Source organism: Dietzia sp. DQ11-38-2 (genome assembly GCF_014145055.1).
Lineage (GTDB): Bacteria > Actinomycetota > Actinomycetes > Mycobacteriales > Mycobacteriaceae > Dietzia.
Window position 1 is genome coordinate 3,557 of record NZ_JAALDW010000145.1, and the last position, 4,013, is coordinate 7,569.

Genomic DNA, 4,013 nt, shown 5'->3' on the forward strand with positions numbered 1-4,013 from the left:
CTCGTACACCTGCACCGACAGCCCTCGGGTCGCGGCCGCCTCCGCGCAGGCCAGACCGGCGGGACCCGCACCGACCACCGCCACCCGCCGGCGCGAGGGCGCCACGGTGAGCAGCAGTTCCGTTTCCCGGCCCGCGCGGGGGTTGACCAGGCACGACGCCCGCTTGTTGGCGAAGGTGTGGTCGAGACACGCCTGGTTGCAGGCGATGCAGATGTTGATCTCGTCGGCCCGCCCCTCGTCGACCTTGGCCGCGAACGCCGGGTCCGCCAACAGCGGCCGCGCCATGGACACCAGGTCGGCCTGCCCGTCGGCGAGGATCCGCTCGGCCACATCCGGGGTGTTGATGCGGTTGGAGGCGATCACCGGCACGCCGACGGTCTGCTTGAGCCGGGCCGCCAGGTCGACGAACGCCGCGCGGGGCACCGAGGTGACGATGGTGGGGATGCGCGCCTCGTGCCATCCGATCCCGGTGTTGAACACGTCGGCGCCCGCGGCCTCGAGGCGCTGCGCGAGCTCGGCGGTCTCGTCCCAGGTCTGGCCGCCCTCGACCAGGTCCAGGACGCTGATCCGGTACTGGATGAGGAAGTCCGGTCCCACCTCGGCCCGGATACGTCGGACGATCTCCTCCGGGAAGCGCATCCGCTTGCTCGCGCTGCCGCCCCAGCGGTCGGTGCGCTGGTTGGTTCGGGCCGCGAGGAACTGGTTGATCAGGTAGCCCTCGGAGCCCATGATCTCGACGCCGTCGTACCCCGCGCGCCGTGCCAGTCGAGCCGCTCGCACCCAGTGGTCGATGGTGCGCTCGACGCCGCGCGCACTCAGGCCGCGCGCCCTGAACATGCTGATCGGGGACTTGGTGGACGAGGCCGACCGCACGAACGGCTGGTAGCCGTACCTGCCTGCGTGCAGCAGCTGGAGCAGGAGGTGCGCGCCCTCGGCGTGGACGGCGTCGGTGAGGCCGCGGTGCTTGTCCGCCATCCGCCGACTGGCCATCATCGACCCGGCCGGCAGCAGCCAGCCCTGGATATCGGGCGAGAATCCGCCGGTGACCATCATGGCGGTGCCGCCGCGCGCCCGTTCGGCGAAGTAGGCCGTGAGTTCGGGCAGGTGCGCGCTCCGGTCCTCGAGCCCGGTGTGCATGGAGCCCATGACGACGCGGTTGCGCAGGGTGAGAGGCCCGACGACGAGGGGGCTGGTCAGGTGCGGGTGGCTCGAGCTCATGGGGCCTATTGTGCCCTGCCCGAGCCCGACCTTACTGGCGGGTAAGGTCGCGAAGTTCGGGAGTCCGAGTGCGTCACCGCTCTCAGTAGCGCAGGATCGCGCCGACGGAGTTCCCGTGCGGGAGCGCCTCGAGCACCACGAGCCGCCCGGACGTGGCACAGGTGTGGCCCACTGCGTCGTCGAGGTCCCCGGGCCGATCCTCCGGTCGGCAGATCGCCCCGGTGAGGATCAGGGTCTCCACCCGACCCTCCGCGGCGGCGGCGACGATCTCCCTCGGGTCACTGACCCCGAGGCCGGTCCCGAGCGCCTCGCCGAAACGCTCGGTCGCCGCGGCGGCGTCGGCGTTGAGGACCGGTTGCACGAGCGGCCACGCCTTCTCCTTGAGCTCCGCACCGTCGCAATGATCGGGATTCCCGGCCACCACCTGGTCGAGCAGGTGCGGGTAGGACAGCTCGCTCCTGAGCATCGGGTGGTGCTCGGCCACCGCCGCCAGGACGAGCGGCCGTCGCTCCTGCCCCGCGAGGAGCTCGTCGATCCCCCCGGCCACCTGACGGAAGAACTTCTCGAGCATCACGCGGTCCACCTCACCCCCGGCGCCGTGCCCGTGGAAGGCGGCGGTGCCCCCGGCCGCCGCCTGGTGCTGCAGCTGGGGCTCGCGCTCGGTGCGCCCTTCGGCGTCCTCCATCGACGCCGGGGCGGTGCCGATGTCCCTCTCGTGGACCGACCCCCGGGTGGCCTCGAACAGTCGCACCGAGTTCTGGCTCAGGGCGAGGATCAGGAACTCGCCGTCGGCGACCGCGGCCGGGACGAGCGGACGGACGGCGAACGAGTCGGACACGTGGACAGTCTCGGGCATCTCGGTGTCCAGCCTGAAGACCCGCGCGATCCCCGGCGCGGCGTAGAGGGCCAGCCCGTGCGCCGTGTGCTGCCAGAAGGGGTCCTGCCCGCCCAGCTCGCGCAGCGGCGCGAGCAGCTCGGCGGCGTCCTCGGCGGTGGTCCCCCCGGTGACCAGCTCGGACTCCGCGCGGTCGAGCAGGGAACGCAGCCTCATTGGCCCCTCCCGAGTCTCCGGCCCGCCACGGTGGGTCGGCATGAAGACCGACACCGCGGGGCCAGAGGCGGTCCCGAGGGCCTGGAGATCGGCTGGGGTGATCGGATCGATGTTCCGGGTGCGTTGGATCGGCGTCATGGTTCCGACCGTAACGCCGATCACGGTTCGGCGCCGGGGCTCGTGCTGATCGTTGTCGGTCGGAGACGTGAGGGTGCCTGCGCCCCGAAGTCCACTACAGGCGATGTAACGAATGTGACTGATGAGACGAAAGATGCGTAAGTGAACTCTCGGCGGTAGTCTTACCGTCAACGATCCCCGCCGGGCCCGGCTCCGGCCGTCGCCCGAGGAAAGGACAACCCACGTGCGCCATCCCATCCGCTCCGCCGTCGTCGCGGGAGCCTCGGCCCTCCTGCTCGCCACCGGCGCGGGCACAGCGTCCGCCCAGGGGTCCGTCGAGCTCGCCCTCCCGTTCCCCCTGGACATCCCCGGCCTGGCCTCGCTGATCCCGGGCGCGACCGCACCGGGGGCCGCGACGGTGGCCGCACAGGACGCTCCTCTCGTCGTGGTGCCGCCCGAGGTCGCCCGGAAGGCGTTCGAAGGCAGCGTCGTCGCAGGCGTCAACGAGGCGCGCACCGCGGTCGGCGCCGAGCGTCTGGTCACCGACCCGGTCCTGTCCGTCGAGGCCGAGGTCCGCGCGGACCAGCTGGCCGCGGGCGACCCCACGACCGGCGATCTCCCGGTCCCCGAGAGCGGCGAGACCCGGGATCGTACGGTGCTGGCCCTGCCTCCGGAGGCCACACCCCAGAACGTGCTCACCGCCATGCTCACCGACACGGGCATGCGCGACCGCATGCTGGACGGCGAGTTCGCGAAGGTCGGGGTGGGCACCGCCACCGACGAGGAGGGTCGGATCCACGTGGTGCTGGACTTCGAACGGGGGTGACCGCTCCGGCGCACGGCCGGTTAACAGTGTGAAAATACGGCTAGATTCCCCAAGCCCACTAGCCCAGAACGGCTTTGGTCTCTACCGTGTTTCCTGCATGCCCTCCCCCTCGGGGCGTGCAGAAATGGAGTCCCTCCCGTGCGCCGCACTTCCCCTCGTTTCGTCAAGCCCCTCGCCGTCGTCGCCGCCGCCACCATGGCGGTCGGCGGACTGGGGGTCCCCGCCGCCTCGGCGCAGCAGTTCCTCGTGCCCGGATCGTCCTTCGGATTGGCCGTTGGCGGCGGCGGCACCGCCCCGGCCCTCGATCCCACGAGCGCCGAGTACCGCCAGCAGCTCCATGACGCCACCAACGCCGCTCGGGTCGCCAATGGCCGTGCGCCGCTGCCGTCCAACGACGCGCTCGTCCAGCTGGCCACCGCCTGGAGCCAGGTCCAGGCGGCGGAGAACCGGATGTATCACAACCCCGACCTGCGTAACCAGGTCCCCAGCGGCACCACCCGCTGGTCGGAGAACGTGCTGCAGAACTGGCGCAACGCCACCCCGCAGCAGCTCGTCAACCAGTGGATGGCCTCGACCGGACACCGGCTCAACCTGTTGCGCACCGATCACACCTCCATGGGCATGGGTGTCGCCGTGGCCGGTGACAACAGGCTCTACGCCACGCAGGTGTTCATCCGCAGCTGAGCCGGGCCCGGGCCCCCGCTCATCGGCCCGGGCTCATCAGAAGGCAGTTCCGCAGGCCCAGGCCTGCACGGGCCCGGGCATGCGCCGGCCCGGCCGTGGCGCGGCGTCAGCCGCCGA

The 4,013-nt window shown here is 71.6% G+C and carries 4 protein-coding genes; 2 read left to right on the plus strand and 2 right to left on the minus strand.

Going from position 1 to position 4,013, the window contains the following annotated elements:
• Both G6026_RS17140 and G6026_RS05630 read right to left on the minus strand, forming a co-directional pair.
• Positions 1-1,218: 2,4-dienoyl-CoA reductase FMN-binding domain-containing protein (locus tag G6026_RS17140; RefSeq protein ID WP_241727954.1), on the minus strand; the 1,218-nt coding region annotated here is incomplete at its 3' end.
• Between the two features lie 82 nt (positions 1,219-1,300).
• Positions 1,301-2,269, minus strand: a complete 969-nt coding sequence (locus tag G6026_RS05630; RefSeq protein WP_182612467.1) for a hypothetical protein — start codon at positions 2,267-2,269, stop codon at positions 1,301-1,303.
• Positions 2,270-2,630: 361 nt separating this feature from the next.
• On the opposite strand from G6026_RS05630, the gene G6026_RS05635 reads away from it, so the two are divergent.
• The gene (locus G6026_RS05635; RefSeq protein ID WP_107755595.1) at positions 2,631-3,212 is read left to right on the plus strand and encodes a CAP domain-containing protein; all 582 of its coding nucleotides are present in this window, start codon (positions 2,631-2,633) and stop codon (positions 3,210-3,212) included.
• A gap of 138 nt (positions 3,213-3,350) precedes the next feature.
• Entirely contained in the window at positions 3,351-3,896 is a 546-nt protein-coding gene (locus G6026_RS05640; protein WP_107755594.1) for a CAP domain-containing protein, read from the plus strand.
• The last annotated feature ends 117 nt before the right edge of the window (positions 3,897-4,013 follow it).

What these genes read in the sequence shown, in the direction of transcription:
- G6026_RS05630 (WP_182612467.1), bottom strand. Translation starts at nt 2,269, where the DNA reads ATGAGGCTGCGTTCCCTGCTCGACCGCGCGGAGTCCGAGCTGGTCACC.